The organism is uncultured Thiohalocapsa sp., assembly GCF_913062725.1.
Classification (GTDB): domain Bacteria; phylum Pseudomonadota; class Gammaproteobacteria; order Chromatiales; family Chromatiaceae; genus Thiohalocapsa.
The window spans coordinates 1-22,655 of sequence record NZ_CAJXWY010000049.1; the positions used below are offsets into that span (position 1 = coordinate 1).

Annotated in this window: 16 protein-coding genes; 12 read left to right on the forward strand and 4 right to left on the reverse strand. The window is 67.2% G+C overall.

Annotation, left to right across the window (positions count from 1 at the left end):
* Together QZ588_RS13215 and QZ588_RS18140 are read left to right on the forward strand one after the other, a co-directional pair.
* The coding region (locus QZ588_RS13215) for a hypothetical protein (RefSeq protein ID WP_295543413.1) at positions 1-234 on the forward strand (234 nt) is incomplete at its 5' end.
* 399 nt (positions 235-633) lie between these two features.
* Positions 634-1,308: a hypothetical protein gene (locus tag QZ588_RS18140; RefSeq protein WP_366929571.1), complete on the forward strand. Its 675-nt coding sequence runs from the start codon at positions 634-636 to the stop codon at positions 1,306-1,308.
* Positions 1,309-1,483: 175 nt separating this feature from the next.
* On the opposite strand, the gene htpG is transcribed toward QZ588_RS18140, so the two are convergent.
* On the reverse strand, positions 1,484-3,460 hold the full coding sequence (htpG, locus tag QZ588_RS13225; RefSeq protein ID WP_295543414.1) for a molecular chaperone HtpG: 1,977 nt from the start codon (positions 3,458-3,460) through the stop codon (positions 1,484-1,486).
* Positions 3,461-3,606: 146 nt separating this feature from the next.
* Between htpG and QZ588_RS13230 the strand changes: the two genes are divergently transcribed.
* The 10 genes from QZ588_RS13230 (at position 3,607) to QZ588_RS13275 (ending at position 15,781) form a co-directional block, all read left to right on the forward strand.
* Positions 3,607-5,241: an alpha-D-glucose phosphate-specific phosphoglucomutase gene (locus QZ588_RS13230; RefSeq protein ID WP_295543415.1), complete on the forward strand. Its 1,635-nt coding sequence runs from the start codon at positions 3,607-3,609 to the stop codon at positions 5,239-5,241.
* 163 nt (positions 5,242-5,404) lie between these two features.
* Positions 5,405-5,560, forward strand: a complete 156-nt coding sequence (locus tag QZ588_RS13235) for a hypothetical protein (RefSeq protein WP_295543416.1) — start codon at positions 5,405-5,407, stop codon at positions 5,558-5,560.
* 302 nt (positions 5,561-5,862) lie between these two features.
* Positions 5,863-6,582: a fasciclin domain-containing protein gene (locus QZ588_RS13240; protein ID WP_295543417.1), complete on the forward strand. Its 720-nt coding sequence runs from the start codon at positions 5,863-5,865 to the stop codon at positions 6,580-6,582.
* 776 nt (positions 6,583-7,358) lie between these two features.
* Positions 7,359-8,093 carry a glutathione peroxidase gene (locus tag QZ588_RS13245; protein ID WP_295543418.1) on the forward strand — a complete coding sequence of 245 codons (735 nt, stop codon included), beginning with the start codon at positions 7,359-7,361 and terminating at the stop codon, positions 8,091-8,093.
* Between the two features lie 288 nt (positions 8,094-8,381).
* Positions 8,382-9,743 (forward strand): glutathione-disulfide reductase, encoded by a 1,362-nt coding sequence (gorA, locus tag QZ588_RS13250; protein WP_295543419.1) that lies wholly within the window; start codon positions 8,382-8,384, stop codon positions 9,741-9,743.
* A gap of 619 nt (positions 9,744-10,362) precedes the next feature.
* Positions 10,363-10,860 carry a type IV pilus modification protein PilV gene (pilV, locus tag QZ588_RS13255; protein WP_295543420.1) on the forward strand — a complete coding sequence of 166 codons (498 nt, stop codon included), beginning with the start codon at positions 10,363-10,365 and terminating at the stop codon, positions 10,858-10,860.
* On the forward strand, positions 10,857-12,137 hold the full coding sequence (locus QZ588_RS13260) for a PilW family protein (RefSeq protein ID WP_295543421.1): 1,281 nt from the start codon (positions 10,857-10,859) through the stop codon (positions 12,135-12,137). Before pilV ends, QZ588_RS13260 begins: the two co-directional genes overlap by 4 nt.
* Positions 12,134-12,820 (forward strand): PilX N-terminal domain-containing pilus assembly protein, encoded by a 687-nt coding sequence (locus QZ588_RS13265; RefSeq protein WP_295543422.1) that lies wholly within the window; start codon positions 12,134-12,136, stop codon positions 12,818-12,820. The genes QZ588_RS13260 and QZ588_RS13265 overlap by 4 nt, the downstream gene beginning before the upstream one ends.
* Positions 12,821-12,930: 110 nt before the next feature.
* Positions 12,931-15,225, forward strand: a complete 2,295-nt coding sequence (locus QZ588_RS13270) for a PilC/PilY family type IV pilus protein (protein ID WP_295543423.1) — start codon at positions 12,931-12,933, stop codon at positions 15,223-15,225.
* 49 nt (positions 15,226-15,274) lie between these two features.
* Positions 15,275-15,781, forward strand: a complete 507-nt coding sequence (locus QZ588_RS13275; RefSeq protein ID WP_295543424.1) for a type IV pilin protein — start codon at positions 15,275-15,277, stop codon at positions 15,779-15,781.
* A 180-nt stretch (positions 15,782-15,961) separates the two neighbouring features.
* On the opposite strand, the gene QZ588_RS13280 is transcribed toward QZ588_RS13275, so the two are convergent.
* The 3 genes from QZ588_RS13280 to speA all read right to left on the reverse strand — a co-directional run bounded on the left by QZ588_RS13280 (position 15,962) and on the right by speA (position 22,360).
* A complete protein-coding gene (locus tag QZ588_RS13280) occupies positions 15,962-19,162 on the reverse strand; it encodes an efflux RND transporter permease subunit (RefSeq protein ID WP_295543425.1) in 3,201 nt (1,066 codons plus the stop codon).
* A gap of 12 nt (positions 19,163-19,174) precedes the next feature.
* Positions 19,175-20,311 (reverse strand): efflux RND transporter periplasmic adaptor subunit, encoded by a 1,137-nt coding sequence (locus QZ588_RS13285; protein WP_295543426.1) that lies wholly within the window; start codon positions 20,309-20,311, stop codon positions 19,175-19,177.
* Positions 20,312-20,467: 156 nt separating this feature from the next.
* A complete protein-coding gene (speA, locus tag QZ588_RS13290) occupies positions 20,468-22,360 on the reverse strand; it encodes a biosynthetic arginine decarboxylase (protein WP_295543427.1) in 1,893 nt (630 codons plus the stop codon).
* Between the last annotated feature and the right edge of the window lie 295 nt (positions 22,361-22,655).

A 22,655-nucleotide genomic window follows, 5' to 3' on the forward strand; every position in this document is an offset into this window, starting at 1 on the left:
CGAATGTTGTGGAATTCTGGCGCCATTTTCTTTCATCGTGACCAATTGCTGACCTGGGTGCATGCCATTCGATGGAAGCCGCCGTTTGGCGCCATTCACCTCACGGATTCACATGATGAGGGCGTCATGTCACGCCTGATGCCCTGTCCCTCGATCGGGCAATTGAAACCCTGTGGGGTCGCTGCGAGCCTTAGCCGTAACAAGCGATGGACTGCGCAGCGCTATTTGCTGTGAACCGAGCCGCATTGGAAGTCTTTGGTCGCGAGATACGGTGACACATCGGCCATGACCCGGCCATTGAGCGTGTCGATGATGGTTTCCTGGTCAGCGCCGGTGATGCGAGCGCGGTCGCAAACAGGCCGAGGAACATGTCAGTCGGCTGCCCGTTCGTTAGCGCACGGATCGTTTTAAGCGCTGATTGGCATCCTGCCCTCCACCACCGGGGGCCTGGTCGACGGTCGCCTTGTGTTCCGCCAGCCAGCCAACCTGTCACTGCTGTGGCACGGCGCCGCCGCAGCCGACTGTGTGGGATGTCCGGCGGGCCCACTGCCCCACCCGCACAGCGCTGGCATCGACAACCCGGCCCCGCTGTCGGACACTAGGCGGCATGAGCACACAGCGGAGGACGTACGGATGACCTTGGCCCAAGAGGATCTTCAGCAGATCGGTGAGTACGTCAGGCGGCATATCGGTGACTGGCTGACGGAGCAGAGTCTCGGGAAGCCGCCAGTGGTGTACGAGGTTGAGCTGCGTGAGCGCATGGTGCGCGTGGAGGAGGCGCTGAAGCACCAGCGCGAGCTGATGCGCGAAGGGTTCGAGCGCATGGACGAGCGCTTTGCGGCCATGCGCGAAGATATGCACAAGCGCTTTGAGCAGATGGACAAGCGCTTGGAGCAGATGGACAAGCGCTTGGAGCAGGTGGACAAGCGCCTGGAGCAGATGGACAAGCGCTTGGAGCAAGTCGACCAGCGCTTTGAGCAGGTGGACAAGCGCCTGGAGCAGATGGACAAGCGCTTGGAGCAGGTGGACAAGCGCTTGGAGCAGGTGGACAAGCGCTTGGAGCAGGTGGACAAGCGCTTGGAGCAAGTCGACCAGCGCTTAGAGAAAGTGGACCAGCGCTTAGAGAAAGTGGACCAGCGCTTTGAGCAAGTGGACAAGCGCTTTGAGCAGGTGGACCAGCGCTTTGAGAGCATTCAACAGGATATTCGCGGGCTACAGCAACGCATGGACAACTTCATGCGCTGGTCCTTCACCATCACCCTCACCACCGGCGGTCTGGTCGTCGGTATCCTGAAATTCTGGGGATAATGTCCGGCGCAGGCGCGCACACAAGGCGCTGGCGTCTTCGCGTCGAAGCCGACCAGCGCCCGTTGATCCTTACGCGATGCTCGACACCCACGAGGTGGATCGGCGGACCCTGGTGCCGCGGACATCCCTGTGCGCAGAATCCTGAGCGGCGTTGTCGTCACGCCGCGGCCCGTCGTCAGGCGCCGCTCATGAACATCTGCATCATGAGCTTGTTGAGCCGGCCGACGAAGGCGGCGGGGTCGTCCAGCTGGCCGCCCTCGGCGAGCTGGGCCTGGTCGAACAGGATCATGCCCAGATCGTCGAACCGGGATTGATTGCTCTCCGCCTCCAGGCGCTTCACCATCGGGTGGTCCAGATTCACTTCCAGCGTCGGCTTCATATCGGGCGCCTCCTGGCCGACCGCTTTCAGCACCCGGGCCAGGTTGGCGCTCATGTCGTGCTCGCCCACCACGATGCAGGCGGGTGAGTCCACCAGCCGCGTCGACACACGCACGTCGCTCACGCGCTCGCCGAGGGAGTCCTTCAGGCGCTTGAGCAGGTCTTCATGCTCCTTCTCGGCCTGCTCGGTCTTCTCTTGGTCTTCCTTGTCGGCGAGGTCGCCGAGGTCGAGCTTGCCCTTGGTGACGGATTGCAGGTGCTTGCCCTTGTACTCGTGCAGGTGGCTCACCAGCCATTCGTCGACCCGGTCGGAGAGCAGCAGCACCTCCACGCCTTTTTTCTTGAACACCTCCAGGTGCGGGCTGTGGCGGGCGGCGGCGGGGCTGTCGGCGGTGATGTAGTAGATGTCCTTCTGCCCCTCCTGCATGCGCTCGATGTAGGCGTCCAGCGCGACGTTCTGGGTGTCTTCGGCGTTGTGGGTGCTGGCGAAGCGCAGCAGTCCGCCGATGCGCTCGCGGTTCTGGAAATCCTCGGCGGGACCTTCCTTCAGCACGCGGCCGAACTCGCCCCAGAAGGTTTGATACTTCTCGGGCTCGTCCTTCGCCAGGGACTCGAGCAGCGACAGCACCCGCTTGACGTTGGCGCCGCGGATGGTGTCGATCTTGCGGTTGTGCTGCAGGATCTCGCGGGAGACGTTCAGCGGCAGGTCGTCGGAGTCCACCACGCCCTTGATGAAGCGCAGCCAGTGCGGCATCAGCTTGTCCGCCTCGTCCATGATGAACACGCGCTTCACATAGAGCTTGACGCCGTGCTTTTGCTCGCGGTCCCACAGGTCCCAGGGGGCGCGCTTGGGCAGGAACAGCAGGGCGGTGTATTCGTTGCTGCCCTCCACCCGGTTGTGCGCCCAGGCCAGCGGCTCGTCGAAGTCGTGGGAGATGTGCTTGTAGAAGGCCTTGTAGTCGTCGTCGGAGAGGTCGGCCTTGTTGCGCATCCACAGCGCCGTGCCTTTGTTGACCTGCTCGAACTCAGGGGCCTTGGCCGCCTCGTCGGCCTTGTCCTCGCCTGCCTCCTGCTCATCGTCGCCGAGGTCCTCTTTCTCCATTTCCACCGGCATGGCGATGTGGTCGGAGAACTTGCCGATGATGGTGCGCAGTCGCCAGGGCTCGAGGAACTCTTTCTCGTCGTCTTTCAGGTGCAGGATGACGTCGGTGCCGCGGGCGGGCTTGTCGACGGTCTCGAGGGTGTAGCTGCCGCGGCCGTCGGACTGCCAGCGCACGCCGTGCTCGGCGGTGAGGCCGGCGCGACGGGAGATGACGGTGACGTTGTCGGCGACGATGAAGCTTGCGTAGAAGCCAACGCCGAAACGGCCGATGAGCTCCTCGCCGGCGGCGCCGCCCTGATCGGCGTCGCCCTGCTCGGCCGCGCCCTGGGCGGCGCGCAGGGCCTCGGCGAACTGCCGGGTGCCGGAGCTGGCGATGCTGCCGATGGTATCGATCATCTCCTGGCGGCTGATGCCGATGCCGTTGTCGGAGACGGTGACGGTGCCGGCGTCTTTGTCCACCAGCACCCGCACGCGCAGATTGGGGTCGTCCTCGAGCAGCTGCTCGTCGGTAAGGGATTCAAAGCGCAGCTTCTCGGCGGCGTCGGAGGCGTTGGAGATCAGCTCCCGCAGGAAGATCTCCTTGTTGGAGTAGAGCGAGCTGATGACCAGGTCCAGGACCTGACTCACCTCGGCCTTGAATTCGAGGGTTTCCTTGTGGGCTTCGACGGTCATGGGTCTTTCAGTGTTTGCTTGCTGTCGGATAGGGGCGGCCGGCCGGGCGTCAGCAGGGGCGGATGCCGTAGAATCGCAAACGCAGCGGCCGCCGATGCGCCGCAGTCCATGTAGGCATACCTGCGCGAAATCAAGGGGAATCGGGGATGGCAGCCACGCAAGTCTCAACTCAGCCGTTCGACGGGCAGAAGCCGGGCACCTCCGGCCTGCGCAAGAAGGTCAAAACCTTCCAGCAGCCGCACTATCTGGAGAATTTTGTCCAGGCCATCTTCGACACCCAGCGGGGGCTCAGCGGCGGCACCCTGGTGGTCGGCGGCGACGGCCGCTTCTACAACCGCGAGGCCATCCAGATCATTCTGCGCATGGCCGCCGCCAACGGCGTGGTGCGGGCGCTGGTGGGCCGGGGCGGTATTCTCTCCACGCCGGCGGCCTCGTGCATCATCCGCAAGTACAAGGCGCAGGGCGGCATCATCCTGTCGGCCAGCCACAACCCCGGCGGCCCGGAGGAGGACTTCGGCATCAAGTTCAACATCGATGCCGGCGGCCCGGCGCCGGAATCCGTCACCAACGCCATCTACGCGGGCACCGCCAGCATCGACCGCTATCTGATCAGCGATCAGGGCCCCGTGGATCTGGACGCCCTGGGTGAGCAGCCGCTCGACGGCATGACGGTGCAGGTGCTGGATCCGGTGGCGGACTACGCCGAGCTGATGGAGAGTCTGTTCGACTTCAACGCCATCCACCAGCTGTTCAACTCCGGCGGTTTTCGCATGGGCTTCGATGCCATGCACGCGGTCACCGGGCCCTACGCCGTTGAGATCCTGGAGAACCGCCTGGGCGCGGCGCCCGGCACCGTGATGAACGGCAAGCCCCTGCCGGACTTCGGCGGCGGCCATCCGGACCCGAATCTGGTGCACGCCCACACGCTGGTGGCCCTGACCCAGGGCGCCACGGGCCTTGATTTTGGCGCCGCCTCGGACGGCGACGGCGATCGCAACATGATTCTCGGCAAGGACTTCTTCGTCACCCCCAGCGACAGCCTGGCGGTGCTCGCGGCCAATGCCCATCTCACGCCCGGCTACAAGCGTGGCATCGCCGGTGTGGCGCGCTCCATGCCCACCAGCCAGGCGGCGGACCGCGTGGCCGAAGAACTGGGGGTGGATTGCTATGAGACGCCCACCGGCTGGAAATTCTTCGGTAATTTGCTGGACGCCGGGCGCATTACACTCTGCGGCGAGGAAAGCTTCGGTACCGGCTCCGATCATGTGCGCGAAAAAGACGGCCTCTGGGCGGTGCTGTTCTGGCTGAATCTGCTGGCCGTCAAGCGCCAATCCGTGGCCGAGATCGTGCGCGAGCACTGGCGGCGCTTCGGCCGCAACATCTACACCCGCCACGACTACGAGGCCGTGGATGCGGGCGCGGCGGCTGCGCTCATGGATCACCTGCGCCTCTTGCTGCCAGACCTGCCGGGCAAGCGTCTCGGCGAACTGACCGTCGCCTATGCGGACGATTTCAGCTACACCGACCCGGTGGACGGCAGTATCGCCGCACAGCAGGGCGTTCGGGTGGGCTTCGAGGGCGGCTCGCGCATCGTTTTCCGGCTCTCCGGCACCGGCACCCAGGGCGCGACGCTGCGGGTCTACATCGAGCGTTACGAGCCCAACCCCGAACGGCACGATCAGCCGGTGCAAGAGGCCCTGGCGCCGCTCGTCGTCACCGCGCGGGCACTGGCGCAAATCGAGGCGCGTACGGGCCGCGCGGCCCCGGATGTCATCACCTGAGGCCCGAGCCGAGGCAAACACTCAAGGTTTGTGGTGTTGTAATCGCCGTCGGCGGGCGTAATGTCGCGGTCGTGAGGGCTGGCGTACTGTCCAGTCTTTGTCGAGCAAGCCATCCGCGCCAGCCACCGCGGTGCGGGCCCACACTCCAAGCAGGTGCACCACCATGACCAAGTCGTTCCTCACCCTCTCCACCGCCCTCTTCTTCGGCCTGATGCTGTCCGTCGGCGGCGCCGTCGCCGGTGACGGCAAGAGCTGCGGCGGCAAGAAGAAAGACGGCGACACCGCCGTCGTCATCTCGCCGGCGAAGCCGCTGGCCTAAAGCACCGGGAAGGGATGCTGCGCGAGCACCAGCTGTAGCACGCCGCCAGCATCTCGGCATCGGCCCAGGGGCGCAGCGTTGGCTTGCGCCCCGGCTTCGGAGCCCCGTCGGCGTCGCCGGCGGGGCTTTTTTGGGTCTGCGTTGCGGCCGGCGAGCACCGCGCGCGTCGATCCCGCTCGTGCGGTTGTGCGCTGCGGGCCGACCAGGTTTTGCCCATTGTGATCTGCGGAAGTGAACAGACGTTGTTGGCGTCGACGACATCCCTCGTCGGCACGACCCCACATCGATTGAGAGGTCACCCCATGACGTTGCGTCACTCCACCCTTGTTATCGCTGCTCTGCTCGCCCTCGGCCTTAACCTCGGCAGCGTCGGCGACGCCTTCGCCGGTGAAGGCTGCAGTCACATGCGTGCCGGCTATGGCAAGAGCTACGCGCCAGCTGCTGCAGCCTACGGTCGTTACAACTCACCGCGGTGGGCGGCGGCGGGCGGCTACCATCACTACCGCTACCCTGCGCCGACGATGGCACCGCCGGCGCCCAGGGTTTCCATGCATCCGGCGATGTATTGGGGCACGCAGCCGGCGCAGGCACTGAAGGTGTCCGCAGAAAAGGGCGCCGCCGACGCTGATATCGTCGATGTCGCCGTCGGTGCCGACGATTTCACGACGCTGGTGGCGGCCGTCAAGGCGGCGGGCTTAGTCGAGACGTTGAAGGGCGAGGGACCTTTCACAGTGTTCGCCCCGACGGACGAAGCCTTCGCGAAGATCCCCGAGGCCGACCTCCAGGCGCTACTCGCGGACAAAGATGCGCTGACCGCCGTGCTGACTTATCACGTGGTGCCGGGCAAGGTGATGGCCGCCGACGTGGCGGGTATGAATAGCGCCCAGACGGTGCAAGGCAGCAGCATCACCATCGATACCAGTGACGGCGTGACCGTTGACGGTGCCAACGTGGTCAAGACGGACATCGCCGCAAGCAACGGCGTCATTCATGTGATCGACAGCGTTATTGTTCCCAACTGATGGCATGACCAGGCCGCGGCACGGCCGCAGCGTCGCTCGCCGACCGCCCCCCAACCCGTGGTACCCGACGGTCCCGACGCGACGGGTACTGCCGGGTTGGTGGCGGCTCTATGCGGGGCGCTGGATGGAGAGCAGGGCGCTGCTACGAAAGACGACGTCAATCAGGCAAGCGTACCAAGCCGGTGGCGACAACGACGGCGCCGAACATTCGCACCGCTTGGCGATGCGGGGCGGTCCGAAGTCCACCACCGGTGCCCTCGAGGCCGACCCGGACCCGCGCTCCACGGCCCATTGCAACCGCTGCGCCACCGCCTCGAGCGCCCTGGGAGCGACTTCGGCGCCTCCTCGTGGCCACAGTTCGATCTCCGTCATCCGAACGCGCAGTCGCCCCGCACGCTCCCGCATCCCCTCGCGAACGATCGCAAACGCCTTCTGCAGTCGCAGCTCCGCTGCCCCTCGGCACTTACATCCGCGCCGGGGGTGACGGCTTCGGGGCGCGACCCGTGCTCGTTGAGCGCAAGGATCGCATCGGCGTTTGCGCCATGATCCGCACGCGTGCGAGCAGGCCGCTGCAGTGGCGCCACATCCCGATCCACCCGTCTTGCGTTCTCAATTGCTGACCTCTATAGGTTTTCCCTCTATCGATCGTCATTGACGATCGATGCCATCCAAACATCCCATTTTGCTCAGGCGGGAGGTGCCCGCATCATAGGGCTGTCGCGGTGGCACAGGCCGCACGACCCTCGCCAACGTTTTCCAACCCGGAGTCATACACCATGCTGCAAGATCGCACCGGTCAACCCGTCCCGCAGGTCACTTTCCGCACCCGTCAGGGCGCGGACTGGGTGGACGTCACCACCGATGAGCTGTTCAAGGGCAAGACGGTCATCGTCTTCTCCCTGCCCGGCGCCTTCACCCCCACCTGCTCCTCGACGCACGTGCCGCGGTTCAACCAGCTGGCGCCCGCCTTCAAGGCCAATGGCGTGGACGACATCATCTGCATGTCGGTCAACGACGCTTTCGTCATGAACGCCTGGAAAGAGGACGAGAACGCCGACAACCTGACCTTCGTCCCCGACGGCAACGGCGAATTCACCGACGGCATGGGCTTGCTCGTCGACAAGGATGACTTAGGCTTCGGCAAGCGCTCCTGGCGCTACTCCATGCTGGTGAAGGACGGCGTCATCGACAAAATGTTCATCGAGCCGGACGAGCCAGGCGACCCCTTCCACGTTTCCGACGCCGATACCATGTTCGCCTATGTGGCGCCGAGCGCCCACAAGCCCGCAGATATCACCATCTTCACCCGCCCGGGCTGCCCGTTCTGCGCGAAGGCCAAGACCATGCTGAAAGACGCTGGCATGCAGTTCGAGGAACTGGTGCTGAACAAGGACTACACGGAGGAGACCCTGCGCGCCGTGGCCGCTGCGACCAGCGTGCCCCAGGTGTTCGTGAATGGTCAGAAGATCGGCGGCTCCGACGATCTCGAGCAGTGGATGGCTAGCCGCTAAGCGAGCGTCGCTGCCACCGTTGCCCACGGCGACTGCCGCCGTGGGCAACGACTCCAGGCAGGCCGATGCGCCTGTCGCCGTTCTGGCGCCCCCCGCACGCAGACGGGGCCTGGAGACCGTCGCCGGAACGCTCGCCCGCGTCTTTGCACCCATCCCGGGCGGTATTGTGTGTTGCGGCAACGCATTGCCCGGCGTCCCCCGGCCAGGCTTCAATGACCACCAATCCCAAACCCTCCCTGCGCACGGCGTCTGTCCCGCCTGCGCAACTGTCAGCTCCGGAGATCGGCTATGGATACCCATTTCGACCTGATTGCCATCGGCGGCGGCAGCGGCGGCCTCGCCGTCGCCGAGAAGGCCGCTGCCTTCGGCGCGCGTGCCGCCGTCATCGAGCGTCATAAGCTGGGCGGCACCTGCGTGAACGTCGGCTGTGTACCGAAGAAGGTCATGTGGTACGCGGCCAACCTGGCCGCCGACGTGCGCCATGCCCCGGAAATGGGCATCAATGCCCGGCTCGAAGGTGTCGACTGGGCTGCCCTGGTGGCTGGTCGGGAAGGCTTCATCGGCGGCATCCTCGACTTCTGGAACGGCTATGTCGAGGGCGAGGGCATCACCCACATCCACGGTGATGCGCATTTCGTGGATGCGCACACGGTCGTGGTCGACGGCACTCAGTACACAGCCGATCACATCGTTATCGCCACCGGCGGGCGGCCCATCGTGCCGCCGGTGCCGGGCGCCGAGCTCGGCATCACGTCCGATGGCTTCTTTGCGCTGCGCGAGCAGCCCAAGCGGGTCTGTGTCGTCGGCGGTGGCTACATCGGTGTGGAGCTGGCGGGCGTGATGCGTGCCCTGGGCTCGGCGGTCACCGTGGTGGCGCTCGAGAGCCGGGTGCTCGAGACCTTCGATCCCATGGTCAGCGAGACCGTCGCCGCCAACATGACGCAAGACGGCATCGACATGCACCTGCCCTTTGCCGTGGCTGCCCTCGAGCGCCGTGACGATGGCATCGCGGTCATCGGCAAAGAGCACCAGGCACTGACCGGCTTCGATACCGTGCTCTGGGCCGTCGGCCGCCGGCCGAATACTGAGGGCTTGGGCCTGGACGCCGCAGGCGTCGACGTGCTGCCCAATGGTGTCATCCCAACGGACGCGTTTCAGAACACCAGCGTCGCCGGCGTCTATGCCCTCGGCGACATCACCGGCCGTGCACCGTTGACGCCCGTCGCCATCGCCGCTGGGCGGCGCCTCGGCGAGCGGCTGTTCGGCGATCGGCCGAACAGCCGCTTGGATTACGAGAATATCCCCACCGTGGTCTTCGCGCATCCACCGGCGGGTGCCGTGGGGCTCACCGAGCAGGACGCGCGTGCCTCGGGCGAGAAGATCACCATCTACCAGACCAAGTTCCAACCCATGCGCTATGCGCTCAATCATCAGGGACCGCAAACGGCCATGAAGCTCGTCTGCGTCGGCGCTGATGAGCGCGTGGTCGGCATCCACATGGTGGGCGACGGCGTCGATGAAATGCTACAGGGCTTCGCGGTGGCGGTAAAAATGGGCGCAACCAAGGCCCAGTTCGATGCCACCGTGGCTATCCACCCGGTGAGCGCCGAAGAACTGGTGACGCTGAAGGAACCTCATCCCGAGACCTGACACCGCGCGCACCGACCCCAACCGGCGGCACACACTGACCCCGGCGTCGTCCTGCTGCAGTCGCAACAGGGCGATGCGACGAGCCCGGCCCCAAGGCATGCCTGCGCCGGGCCTTGGTTGCGGCCCGATGCCGCCGCCTATCGGTGCCCCGGCGCCGGCTGTCTCCTGCCACCTGCGCCCGTGCTGACGACCCGCCCCGTTCAATTGTCCGTAGAACGCCCCGTCCTGATCGCACGCGTCCCCCGTCGATTCCGCTGGTCGTGCCGATGCGATTGCCCGTCGGTGCGCATACCGCCAGCCGCACGCGCCCGATTACCCTAGGTTGCTTCCTTATATCGCCATAAGCACATCCCCTATACTTACGCCATGGGGTTTCTGATCGGACCGAGACGGTATCCCCGACGGGGTGTGGCAGCGCAATCGCCCACGGTTGCCCTGCGGGGAACGCGTGCGCCTGCCGCGCCCCGCCTCGTGGCAACGCGGCTGTGCAGCGGCCCGCGGGTGGCAACACTGAAGCCGTGCCCATCGCAGCTGGGTGCCCGGTGTTCGCGGGTTGGATGGCGGCTGACCAGACCATTGAACTGCACCGGGCATGATGTGGGTCGCACCGAGGTCGAGCATGATGTTTCAGCGCCGTAGCACGCGCGTTCGTGGCTTCTCGCTGGTGGAGGTGATGGTGACGCTCTTCGTCATCGCCATCGGCGTCCTTGGTGTCGCCGGCCTGCAACTGGCGGCGATGCGCAGCAACCACAGCGCTTACCTGCGCGCGCACGCAACGCTTGCGGCCTCTGCGCTGGTGGATCGGATGCGCGCCGACCCCGCAGGCTTCAACGGCCTCAAGGTCGACACCGATGCCCCTGCACAGCATCCGATGTTTGCGGATTGGGCGCAGGAGCTCGGCCGCACACCCTTGAAGAAACCCGCCGATGCGGCCCTTGCCACCCTCGATTGCACCGGTGCCGTCTGCAACTCGGGCCACTGCGCCATCACCATCCGCTGGAACGACAGCCGTGCCGAGCCGGCGGCAGTGGTGGGTGAGGGCGCCTACGGGGCTGAGGCCGCCGCGCGCTCCGTAGAAGCGCTGGAGTTTCGCATCTGCGCACGCGTGCCGACATGAGCGCCCCGGGGGATCGTGTCCAGCAGCGGTGCTCCCCGGTGGCCCGCGCCAACCCGGCGCGTCTTGTCGCCGGCGTCTCGCTGGTGGAACTGATGGTCGCCCTCGCCGTGGGCGCTGTTGTGGTGCTCGGACTCACCGAGCTGCTCACCCGTGCCAACGCCAGCTATGCGCGCGAGGAGGCATTCGCCCGGCTGCAGGAGAACGGCCGGGTGGCGTCCACACTGCTCGCGAAAGCCATGCGCCCGACGCGATCGACGGATTGCAAAAACCTCGCCATGCACGAGGCACAGGGTACGCTCACGGTCAAGGCCTGTGATCTGCTGGCGGATGGCTGCGCCCTGGGCGAAGACGACTATCTGAGCATCCACGGAGCGCTCGGTTACGATCAGGGTGCGGACCTCACCAAGGCCGCGCGTTTCACCAATCTTCCCGCTGCGGTCGCAGCCAATGTTGCGGACCGCTACGTCGGTGGCGATGTCTTCGTGGCATGGGGTATCGATCCACGGGGTGCGGCGGTCACCAACGGCTTGGGCGACGATGGCACTGCCCCCATCGCACTGGCGTCGGCGATCGACCTCCACGCCGGCGATCTCGCCCTGATCTCGAATTGCCTGTACGCGCATGTGTTCGCGGTCAGTGAGCCCGAAGCGGGGCCAACGACGACCCTCTCCCATGACGGTGCCATGAATGCGGTGACGCATCTGCGTGTCGATGCGACCTATGCGGGTGCGGCGCCGTACAACCGGGAGCCGGATGCCCCCCGGACGATGGTGTATCCATTACTCTATCGCATTTTCTACGTGTGCTGCGTGCACGATGGCACCGTGCAAGCGGGCGCTGGACGTGACAATTGCCGACCATCGGCGTCCGGGGAGGGGATGCCGGAGGGTTATCGGCCTGCGCTATGCGTGTACGATCGCGGTCGCGGTGACGGCAGCAGTCAGGTGCTCGTGCCCAACGTCGCCGATCTGCGGCTGACCTACAGTGGCGATGAGAATGCCGATGGCGTCCTCGACTACCACGGTTCGAGCGCGATTTCGGTGGCCGCGCAGGGACAATGGGCCAGCGTGCGCTCCGTGGCCGTCGAATTGCTGCTCACCACCGAAGACGCGCACAGCGCGCGCGAGCCGAGTGCGCCGACCCAATCCGATTGGCCGCCGAACGAGAACCCAAAGGATCGCCTCGGCGCCGGCTATCCGCCCGACACTCGGCTCTATCAGCGCTTTCGGTTCGACGTCGCGCTGCGCGCCGCGACGCCCTGGGCGCTGTGGGAATGACGGCGACGGCGCGACACGCATACCACGCCCCCCGCGGCCATCGGTGTCGAGCGCTGCGGCATCAACGCGGTGCCATTCTCATCTTCGGGCTGGTGATCCTGCTGGCGGTCACGCTGATCGGCGTCGGCGCGCAACGGACGACGGTCCTGCAGGAGCGGCTCGCCGGCAACATGCGACAGAACAATATCGCGCTGCAGGCGGCGGAAGCGGGACTGCAGGTGGGCCTGACCTATGTCGAAGAGCAGGACGCTCCCATCGTGCCAGCCGACGATGGTGCGGCGTATGTCTGGACCGCATGCTCGGTGGCGGCGGCGGAGACGCTCACGGATGGCGCCTCCACCGATCACCCGTGTCAGCGCCGCGCCGCTGTCATCGAGCACTGGCGGCGGCCGCTCAGCGAACTGCAAGCGGGCGGGGACGACTTCGGGGTTGCCTATCCCGAGCTCACCAGCATGCTCCCCAATGCGCCGCAGAGTGATGCGGCCGTCGCCATCCCAGGCGTGATCATGCAGCCGCGGATCTACATCGAAGCGCTCGAAGAGCATACCTCGCCGGATACCCAGGCCAACTCCTTCGGCCAGTCCGTCACCTATTACTACACCGTGATCAGCGTCGGCTTCGGTGGCAACGCGCAGGCGCGCGCCCTACTGCAGTCCACCATCGTCAAGCACTTCCCGCAATGAGGGCGCCACGCATCACCGGGCCTGTCGAGCCCATGTGCCGGCTGGCGCGGGCGACGCGCACACATGGGTGCCGGCTGCTGCTCGCGTGCCTTAGCGCTGCGGGCTTCAGCATGACCGCCGCCGCCAGCGAAATGGCGCCGGCTGGCACGCTCGCCCCCGGGGACGCATCGACTGCCGGGGTGGCCGCTGCGGCGACGGTGGCGGGCGCCGCGGTGGCCGTCACCGCCGGCGCGCTGCCAACGGTCCCCCGCATCTTCCAGGCCGTCTCCCGGCCAGACACCGGGTCCGGTGAGCTGCGTTCCCTGCGTCTCGCGACGGGACGCGAAGCGCCTGGGCACGCCTGTCACGGGCTGCCCCGCGGCGCGCTCTGTGATACTCCCAACGTGCCCTACCAGAGCACGCGCGTGGCCACGGCGTTTCGCCCGGCGGCGGAGCGGGTGATTTTCACGTGGGCAGCGGCCGCCGGCGAGCCGGTGCCATTCAATGCCCAGAGCGTCGAGCGGCTCAGCGTGGCGCAGCAGCAGGCGCTCACGGCTGACGAGCCGCAGCCGGTCGTCGCGGGCGACGTCATCGCTTGGCTGCGTGGTGCGGAAGTTGCTGGCCTGCGTCAGCGTGAAACGCTGCTCGGCGATCTGCCGATCGGTCATCTGCAGGGGAGCGGCCCGCTCGTGGTCGGGCCACCGCGGCAGCTCTTCAGGGATGCGCGTTACGCTGCCTTTCGAGCGGCGCACAAGGATCGCCCGCTCATGGTCTACCTGGGGGCAAACGACGGCATGCTCCATGCTTTCGACGCCGATGCCAGCACCACCGCACTCGTCGAAGCCTTCGCCTATGTCCCCGCCGCGGTGTACGCCGGCCTGGCGGACTTGACGCACCCGGCCTACGGCAGCGGCGATCGGCCAAAGCGGGCTTTCGTGGCCGGAGCGCTGAGTTATTCGGATGCCGAGCTGCCCGATGTCGATGCCGATACGAACCCTTGGCGATCGATCCTGGTGGGCAGCTTCGGTGCCGGCGCACAGGGTGTCTTCGCCCTGGATGTCACCGATCCCCACCCGCCGAACACCGCTGCGGCCGCTCGTGACTTGGTGCTGTGGGAGTTCACGGATGCGTCGGGGCACGATGACGGCCTGGATGGTCGCGACATGGGCTACACCGCCGGCAAGCCGGCCATTGTTCGTATCGACGATACCGACAACGGCATCGATGATCCGGTCTGGGTGGTGCTGGTCGGCAACGGTGGCGGTAACCGCAATATCGGGGGCGAAGACACCGATGCCTGTGCGGCACACGGTGATGGCGCTGCCGGCAACTGCACGATCAGCCAAACCGGCAACGCGGTTTTGTACGTGCTGAATCTGGCGGGCGACGATGCGCAGAGAATCCGGGCCCTGATGGATACGGGGGCAGGTGCTGATGATGTGCCCAGTCCCGCGGCTGGCGACGGCTCGGCGACCTGTATCGTGGGTGAGGCCCCGAGCGAAGCCACTATGCCGCCTGCGAATGGGCTCGGTGAGGTCTCGACGCTCGATGAGGACGGTGACCTCGTGGCTGACCGGGCCTATGCCGGCGATTTGTTCGGCAATCTTTGGCGCTTCGATCTGACCGATCTCGATGCGGCGCCGGTGAGGCTCTTCACCGCCACAGACGCGGCGGGCAACTGTCAACCGATTACCAGCCGCATCGCATTCGCCAGGCATCCGAATGGCGGCCATCTGCTGCTGTTTGGCACGGGCCGGCCGGCGCATGCGACGGACCAGCATGCGGAAGCCGTGCAGACGTTCTACGGCATCTGGGATACGGCGCGTTACTGGCGCGGCGGTCGATTCGACGTCCCGGCGCGCCGCGATCTGCTGGCGCATGCATTCATCCAGGACGACGCCGGCGTCAGCGCCGACGGCCAGGTGGTGAGCCTGGGGCGGATCAGCACCGCCGTGCCGACCCGCAGCGTGGCGGAGCCCCGGGGCTGGATGCTTGACTTGCAACCCGTTGAGTCGAACGCCGATTGCCGGGGCTCGGAACGCGTGCTCTCGGCGCCGCAGGTGCGCCACGGCCGCGTCGTCTTCGTCTCGATGCGACCCGATGGTGGCTGCGGCGACGGCGGCGCCAGCTGGATCAATGCCCTCGATGCCATCGACGGCTCGCGACCGGCGGTGGCACCCTTCGACGCCAATTTGGACGGACAGCTCGACGCGGCGGATCTACTGCGCACGCAGACCGGTGACAGTGTCGTCGCGAGCAGTCTTCGGGTGGTGACGGCGCCGGGCGCCGGACGCTATTCAGCGCCGACGCTGATCGGGGTTGGTGGTGGCAAGCTGAAAAGCGTCTTCTCGACCTCGGCGGGCCACTTGATTCAGCTCGAGGAGGCCAATGCACACGGCTGGCGGACCTGGCTGCAATTGGACTGACGAGAGGCCCTGGGGCTGTCGGCGAGCCCTCTGCCGCGGGCCAGAGGGTGTGCGGCGCCGTGCCCCGCCCGTCGCGTATCGCCGGCGACGGGGCTTCTCTGTGGTGGAGTTGCTGGTGGTGATGGCGATTTTGGGCATCCTGGCGGCACTCGCCTACCCGAGCTATCAGGAGCAGGTGCGCAGTGGTCGACGCGCCACGGCGAAGGCGGAGCTGATGCGCCTCGCCCAATGGATGGAGCGCATCTACACCGAAACCGGCTGCTACAACCCCGGTGAGGACAACATTTGTGGCGGCGCCGATGACGCGCCGCCGGCCATCGCCACCAGCGCCGATGGCTATGCCATGAGCTTCGCCGGGCCAGTCAGCGCTGATGCGTTCATCCTGCAAGCGACACCCACCGGTGCCCAGGCGGGTGATGGGGTACTGCAGATCGACGCGCTCGGTCGCAAGTTCTGGGACGAGGCCGGCGACGACGGCACGGGTGCGGGCGCAGACGCCGTTGGCCTGATGGCGCCCGACCCCGATCCCCAAGACCTGAACTGGGTGCGCGGTTGACCGCCACCCCTGAGGAAACGCCGATTGATCGGCGCTTCCCGGACGGCGCGGGATGCCCAGCCGGTTTCAGCGGTGTCTTGTTCAGCGCCGGGCGCTGACGATGTGGCAGCCGGAAGACCGCGTCTCCCGACGCCGGCCGATGTTTGGCCAGCATGGCCAGGCAATCGCTGTGTTCCTCAGTCAGCGTGTTGCATCGGTCAATGCCTCGGCGGGATGGTGCGCCATCGTCGGCTGTGTTGCCGGACGCACGAAGCGCAGGGTCAATGCCAACAGCGCCGGCATGAAGGTGAGCGTCACCAGGGTGCTGAACAGCAGTCCGAACAGCACGATGGCGCCGAGCCCCCGGTAAAGCTCGGTGCCGGCCCCGGGGTTGAACACCAGCGGCGACAGGCCGGCGACGGTGGTGACCATGGACATCATGATGGGCCGGATGCGCACCCGCACCGCCTCAGTGACGGCGTCCATGATGGCGAGCCCTTGATCGCGCACGTTGGTCACGGCGCGCTCGACGATCAAGATGGGGTTGTTCACCACGGTGCCGATGAGCACCAGAAAGCCCAGCATGGTGATCATGTCGAAGGGCTGCTGGATGGGATACAGCCCGATCTTGTCCAGGTGCGCGCCGCCCAGGTTCAGCAGCCAGAGGCCGGCGATGCCGCCGCTGATGCCCACCGGCACGCTGGTCATGATCAAAAGCGGCCAGCCCCAATGGCTGAACACCGCCACCATCAGGAGATAGGCGATGAGCAGCGCCACGGCGAAGTTGCCCGCCAGCGCCCGCATGGTGGCCTGTAACCGATCGCTGGCACCGCTCAGCTGCAGGCGGATGCCCGCCGGCAGCTCGCCCGCCGCCGGCATGCCCTGAACGATGTCCTGTTGCACACGGCGCACGCCCTCTTCCAGCGGCACGTCGTCCGGCGGGATCACGGTCATGGTGATGGTGCGGTCCCCATCCACCCGGCGGATGGTCTCGGTGTTGACGCTCTCCTCGAGCCGGGCGACGGCGGACAGGGGCACGATGCCGCCGTTGGGGGCGTAGAGCATCAGGCGCTCCAGGTCCTGGGGGCGCTCGATGTTGCCGGCGGTGCTGTACAGAAAGATATCGATCTCGTCGTCATCCACGAAGAATTCGTCCACGAAGGCGCCGTCCGAGTAGGCCCAGACGGTGTAGCCGAGATCCCCCGGCGAGATGCCGAGCTCCGCCGCCCGCTCCCAGTCCGGGCGCACCTCCAGCATAGGCTGGCCGAGCGTCAGCGCCGAGGGCTCGGACTTGACCCGCGGGCCATCGAAGATCGCCCTCGCCTTGGCCTGTACCCGGCGGGCGGCGTCGAACAGGGTCGCCAGCTCCGGGCCGCTGATCTCGATATTGATGGCGCGGGTGCCGCCGAAGTTGCCCGAGAAGATGGAGCCGCGGCTGGAGAAGCTGCGCAGGCCCGGAAGCGCACTGGTTTTCTCGCTGGCGACGCGCATGAGGTCGCCGGTCTGGCGGCGGTCGGTGGCCTCGCGCACCACGAACACCCGGCTCTGGTTGGCGAAGCCAATGGTGAAGTTGAGCGCCGGCACGTCTGTCTCGCCGGCGGCGAACAGTGCCGGGTCCTGGCCCACGGCGGGGTAGAAGTCCTGGTCCACGTCCTGGAAGGCGCGGCGCATCATGTCGATGTTGTAGCCCGGCGGGGCGAACATCAGGGTGAAGATCTTCGACTCCTCGCCCTCCGGCAGGTATTCGGCATCCGGCGTCAGGGTCCAGATGATGGCCCCGGCGATCCCGAGCACCAGGGCGATGACCAACAGGGGCCGCACCAGGCCCCGGGCCAGCCAGCGCACCATGGCGAGCACCGCGGCGGCGAAGGCGCCGCCCGCGCGCTCCAGCAGGCGGCGCCGGCGCGGCACCGTCGGCGCCGCGAGCCAGCGACCTGCGGCCGCCGGCACCAGCGTGATGGCCAGCAGCATGGACATGAGAATACTCGCGGAAATGGCGATGGCGATGTCCGAGTAGAGCTGCCCCGCCTCCTGCTGCACGAACACCACGGGCAGGAACACCGCCACCGTGGTGAGCGTGGAAGCCAGCACCGCGGGCCAGACCTCGCGCACGCCCTCCAGCGCCGCCCTGAGCCGCGCCTTGCCCTGGCTCAGGTGGCGGAAGATGTTCTCCAGCACCACGATGTTGTTGTCGAGCGTCATGCCGATGGCGAAGGCCACACCGGCCAGGGAAATCACGTTGATGGTGCGCCCGGTGAGCATGAGCCCCAGAAAGGCCGCCACGGTGCAGATGGGGATGCCGATGGCGCCGATGAGTGTTGCCGGCAGGGAGCGCAGGAACAGGAACAACACCAGGGTCGCCAGCACAGCGCCGATGGCGAGGTTGCGCTCGACCACGTCGATGGCATCGGTGACGTAGACGACGTCGTCGGCGGTGCGTACCAGCTCGAGGCCCTTGGGCTGCAGCAGCGTCGTGTTCAGCTCCGCCACCTTCGCCATCATGTCGCGCTTGATCTGGATGACGTTGCTGCCGATCTGCCGGCTCACCGCGAAGCCCAGCACCGGCTTGCCCTCGGAGTAGGCGTAGCTGCGGACTTCCGCGTAATCGAGTTCGGCGCGGCCGACGTCCTTGAGCCGGATGAAGGCACCATCGCGCTCGGCGATGACCAGCTCTTCCAGCGCCTGCGGGCTGTCGAAGCGGCCGATGGTCCGCAGCAAGTAGCGCCGCTTGCCGCTGTCGAGGTCGCCGCCGGAGACGTCCCGGTTGCGCGCGCGAATGGCTTCGCGCAGCGCCGTCAGGCTGATGCCGCGCTCGGCCAGGCGCACCGGGTCCACGAACACCTTGAGCTGGCGCTCGGCGCCGCCGCGCAGGCCGACGCTGGACACGCCCGGCACCCGCTCCATGGCCCGCACCACGTACTCCTCCACCCAGTCCCGCAGCGCGACGATCTCCGCTTCGGTGAAGGCGCCGCTCTCCGGCATGAGCCGGAAGTACATGAAGGCATTGCTGGAGAAGGCCTCCGCTCTGATGCTCGGCTGATCCACGTTCTCAGGGTAGCCCGGCACCTGGGAGAGGGCGTTGTTGACGTTGAGCAGGGCCTCTTCCATCGGCACCGAGAACGGGAACTCCAGCTCGATGTCGGCGCTGCCGGTGCTGGCGGTGGACACCATGCGCTCGAGCCCGGGGATACGCCCGAGATATTTCTCCTGCTCGACGACGATCTCCTTCTCCACATCCTGGGGTGCGGCGCCGGGCCAGCTGGTGCTGACGGTCACCACCCGCGCGTCCAGATCCGGGATCATCTGCACCGGCACGTTGAAAATGGACAGGATCCCGAACAGGGCCAGGAGCAGGATGGCCACGGTGAGGATCACCGGGCGTTCGATGGCGAGCTTGAACATGGCAGGCGTCGGTTACTCGTCCAGGGCGACCGTCTCCGCCGCCCGCGGGGTGGCGTCGGCGCTCTGGGGTGACACCGTCTGGCCGGGCTGCAGCGACTCATTGCCGAGCATCACCACGCGGTCGCCGGCGGCCAGCGCGTCGGCGGTGACCTCCAGCCGGTCGCCATCCGCGCGGCCGATGGCGACCTCCACGGGGTAGGCATTGAGGAGACCGTCCTCGGTCTCTACCCGCCAGACTTGCCGGGTGCCGTCGGCCTTGGCGACGATGGCATCCCGCGGCACCGTCAATACTTCCCGATCGCCGCCGCTGAGATCGACCTGCACCCGCGCGGACATGCCGGGCGCCAGCAGACCGTCGGGGTTCGGCAGGTCGATGAGCAGCGGGAACGTGCGCGAGCGCGGATCACCGCTCGCGACCCGCGCATGGACCTCGCCGCGGAAGGTCTGGTCGGGGAGGGCATCGAAGCGCACCGTCGCGGTGGCGCCGCGGCGCACCCGCGCGAAGTCCGTCTGCGCCAGTGTGGCGCGGATGCGCAGCACATCCAGCGCCACCAGCTCTACAGCGGCCTCGTCGCGCTTGGCCCATTCGCCGACCTCGACGTTGCGGGCCACGATCATGCCGGCGAAGGGCGCTGTCAGCCGATGCCGGCGCTGCACCTCTTCGGCCCTGGCCAGGGCCGCGCGCTCGGCGGCGAGCGCCGCGGCGGCCATGTCCACGCGGGCGATCGCCGAGCGGATATCCGTCTCTGACGCGTGCCGGCCTTCTTTCAGGCGCAGCAGCTCGTCGCGCACGCGCAGCGCGTCCTGGTGATTGGCCTGCGCCTCCTGCACCCGTGCCGCGGCGGCCTCGACGTTGTGCGTCTCGAGCCGATCATCCAGCGCCAGAATGGGGTCACCGGCCGCCACCAGACTGCCCGCATCGACGAACAGCTCGGTGACCAGTCCATCGACCCGCGGCGACAACGCCGTGCGCCGCCGGGCGATGGTGGTGCCGGACAACATCGCCTGCTCGCGCAACACCTGCCGCTCCACCGCGGCGAGTGTCACCGGCGCCGGCTCGGCGGCCGCCGCCGACACCAGGCCGACGGCGAGGCCGCCGCCGAGGAGCCATGTGGCAAGCCGGATCAGGGGGGTGGGGCGAGGGCGCATGATGGGCATGAGGCTCAGAGACGGCTGCTTTGGCTTTGACTAACTCGTCAGATAGGGCGAATCGCCGCACGTTTCACGCCCCGGTGCTCGAGAATGGCCCAGGGCATCGCCGCGCACGTCGGGCATCGGGCGCCGATGATTGCCGTGCCGCCGGGCTCACAGGCTGCCGAGATAGGTATAGCCATACAGCCCGGCCTTCAGCTCCAGGTAGAGCCGTTCGCGCTCGCCGCGCGGCAGCCCGGTGGCGTCGATGCGTCGGCGGTAGCGGGCGAGGAGCTCGCGCGGCTCGAAGTGCACATCGCCCAACAGCTCGTCGGCGGAGTCGCCGCGCTCGGGCTCCGACAGGCGATAGCCCTCCGGGTGCTGTGGGTCCAGGGCGATGTTGACCGCGTCGGTGTCGCCGAACAGGTTGTGGATGTCGCCGAGGATTTCCTGGTAGGCGCCCACCATGAACACCCCCAGCAGATAGGTGTCTGCGCGCGGGTCGAAGGCGTGCACCGGCAGGCTCGCCTCGATGCCGTCGGCGTCCACGTAGTGACCGATACAACCGTCGGAGTCGCAGGTCAGGTCGTGCACCACACCGCGCTCCGTCGGCGCCTCATGCAGCCGCTGCAAGGGCACGATGGGAAAGATCTGGTCGATGGCCCAGACATCCGGCAGGGATTGAAACAGCGAGAAGTTGCAGAACAGCTTATCGGCCAGCTCGCCGTTGAGGCGATCCAACAGCTCCCGCTGGCGGCGACTCGCATGCGACAGCCGCGCCCGCAGCGCACGGCAGATGGCGGCGTAGCACTCGTCGGCGCGGGCGCGTGCGCTCAGGCTCAGGCGGCCGGCGGCGAAGTCGTCGCGCACGGCCAGGACGGCGGCCTCGGCGCGCTCGAAGAGCGCCAGCGGCGCGCCCGCATCGGCCTCGGTCAGGGTCTGTTGCAGGACCGCCAGATTCGTGCCGGCGTCCACCGTGTCCGCGGGTGGCGTATCCGCCGTCAGCGCGAGACCGCCGGCGTGCTCGCGGTCGAGCACGTCCATGATCAGCACGGCATGGTGCGCAGACAGCGCCCGGCCCGATTCGGTGACGATGTGCGGGTCGGCCACGCCGGCTTCCCGGCAGATGCCGGCGGCGGTGCCCAGGATGGCGTCGGCATAATCGGCCAGGGCGTAGTTCACCGAGCAGTAAGCGCGGGTGCGGGTGCCCTCGTAGTCGACGCCGAGCCCGCCGCCGATGTCGAGGGTGTCAAGCTTGCAGCCGTGTGCGGCCAGGTCCGTATAGAACCGGCACAGCTCGGTCACACCCGCGCGAATGTCGGCGAGATTCGGGATCTGTGAGCCGAGGTGGGCGTGCAGCAGTCGCAGCCAGCCGAGGCCGCCGTTGTCTCGCAGGCGTGACACCAGTGTCAGCACCTGTTGCGCCGAGAGGCCGAACTTGGCCCGCTCGCCGCCGCTGTTCTGCCAGTTGCCCGCCGCCGCCGCGGCCAGGCGCACGCGCACGCCGAGCAGGGGCTCGACGCCGAGCCGGGCGGCCTCCTCGAGCACCAACTCCAGCTCCGAGGGCTTTTCGATGACGATATGCACGGCGAGCCCGAGGCGGCGGCCGATGAGGGCGAGCCGAACGTATTCGCGGTCCTTGTAACCGTTGCAGATGACCATGCCACCTTCGGGCGCCAGGGCGAGCACCGCCATCAGCTCGGGCTTGCTGCCGGCCTCGAGGCCGATGCCGCCGCCGCTCAGGATGGCGCGCACCACACTTTGCTGCTGATTGACCTTGATGGGATAGACGGGGCGGTAGGTGCCGCGCCAGTCGAGTCGGTCCATGGCGCCTTCGAAGACCGCGCGCATGGTGCGCACCCGGTGGCGCAGGATGTCGTCGAAGCGCACCAGCACCGGCAGGGACAGGCCCTCGTCGCGCAGGCGCCGGGCGAGCAGCGCCAGGTCGATGTCTGCCGCCGACCTGGGGTCGGGACGAACGGCGAGATGGCCCGCGGCGTTGATGTGGAAATACCCCTCTCCCCAGCGGGGGATGGCATAGATGGACTCGCAGATGGGGCTTTGCATGGGGCGTACTCTGATGCGGCTGCGCCTTGGTCGCCGACCCGGTGCGTTCGGCCCGGTGGGTTTGGCTTGGCGCGCTCGGCCTGGTAGTTTCCTCCGGTGTGGCGCCGGCTGCTCAGTTCGCCCGGGCGCATCCGATGGGGTGCGTCAGTCTAGCGCGGCATCGGCATGGATACCCGGCGGACATCACTTTTCGGCGCAGGCGCCAGCGCGCCCGGGTGGCGGCGGGCGAGGAACGCCGTGGACACGTCCCCGGCGGCCTCACGGCCGCATCCCCGCGCTCGAGACCCTCACCCGC